Consider the following 1356-nt stretch of genomic DNA (forward strand, 5'->3'; position numbering starts at 1 on the left):
GGATGTTCTCGCTCAGCGTCCGGTGGCCGAGACCGGTTTCGACGCGGTCGCGGTAATCGAGCAGCCGGACCTCCACCAGCCCGCCGAGTCCCCTTCGCGCGACACACTTTTCGATGTAATCCCGCTGGGCACTGGAGATCGTGATCCCGACGACCTCCACCCGGTAGTGCTCCGCCGCGTGCAGCGACAGCGATCCCCAGCCGCAGCCCACGTCCAGCAGTCGCATGCCGGGCCGCAGCCCGAGCTTGTCGCAGACCAGATCCAGCTTGTCGAGCTGAGCCCGCGCCAAATCGCCGCCATCGGAAAGGTTTTCGGGCGCGCCGTGGGTGAAGTAGGCGCACGAGTACGCCATCGACGGATCCAGCAGCAACCGGTAGAAATCGTTCGACGCGTCGTAATGGTGGCTGATCGCGGCGCGGTCGCGTGCCTGGTGGTTACGCCTGCCGTGCAACCGGGCCTGGGTGGACGGCGCCGGGGGACGGGGACCGAGCGCACCGGCCCGGGCGCAGACGAGGGCCAGCCGCGCAAGATCCGCGGGCCTCAGCCGCCCGATCCCGCGCGCGTCGACGGTGCGCCAGACGGTGCTCAGCGCCTCGCCCAGGTCCCCGTCGACATCGATCTCCCCGGCCACGTAGGCCTGCGCGGCACCGAGTTCACCTGGATGCCAGAGGATTCGGCGCAACGCTCGCGGCCCGCTCAACACCACGCGCGGGGCGTCGGGCGGACCAGCGGTGCTGCCGTCCCAGGCGTCCAGCCGCACCGGCAGCGGTCCGCGCAGCAATGGCCGCAGGGCGGATTCGAGGCTGGCGGCGATGTTCACTGCTGCTCCTGGGTGTTCACGGGATGCTCCTCGGGCCGGTCGAGCACGATCTGCTGGACATCGAGGTATCGGGAGCGGAATCCCGCCTCGGAGTAGGCGAGGTAGAACTGCCACAGCCTGCGGAACGTCGCGTCGAATCCGAGCGCGGCGATCTCCGGTGCGCGACTGTCGAACCGCTCCCGCCACAGCCGCAGCGTCTCGGCGTAATGCGCGCCGAGGCAACGACGTTCGCGCACCCGCAGCCTGGTCCGGCCCGCCGCGGACTCGATCGCCCGGGTGGAGGGCAGCGAGCCGCCGGGGAAGATGTACTTCTGGATCCAGGTGTGGGTGCGGCGGGTGGCGCGCATCCGGTTGTGCGGCATGGTGATCGCCTGCAACGCCACCCGCCCGCCCGGAGCCAGCCGCGCGTCGAGCTGATCGAAATAGACCGGCCAATAGCGGTAGCCGACCGCCTCGATCATCTCCACCGAGACGATGGCGTCGTATTCGCCGCGCACCTCGCGGTAGTCGCGCAATTCCAGGACGACCGAATCGGC

At 69.7% G+C, this 1356-nt stretch carries 2 protein-coding genes; both read right to left on the reverse strand.

Translation table 11 applies throughout. The annotated features are described in order from the left end of the window. Window positions 1–820, reverse strand: an 820-nt coding sequence (locus ACWELQ_RS45795) for a class I SAM-dependent methyltransferase (protein WP_452403210.1), incomplete at its 3' end; no start/stop codon positions are given. Continuing rightward, on the reverse strand, window positions 817–1356 hold a 540-nt coding region (locus ACWELQ_RS45800), incomplete at its 5' end, for a class I SAM-dependent methyltransferase (protein ID WP_452403211.1). The genes ACWELQ_RS45795 and ACWELQ_RS45800, both read right to left, overlap by 4 nt.

This window comes from Nocardia sp. NPDC004722 (genome assembly GCF_053601505.1).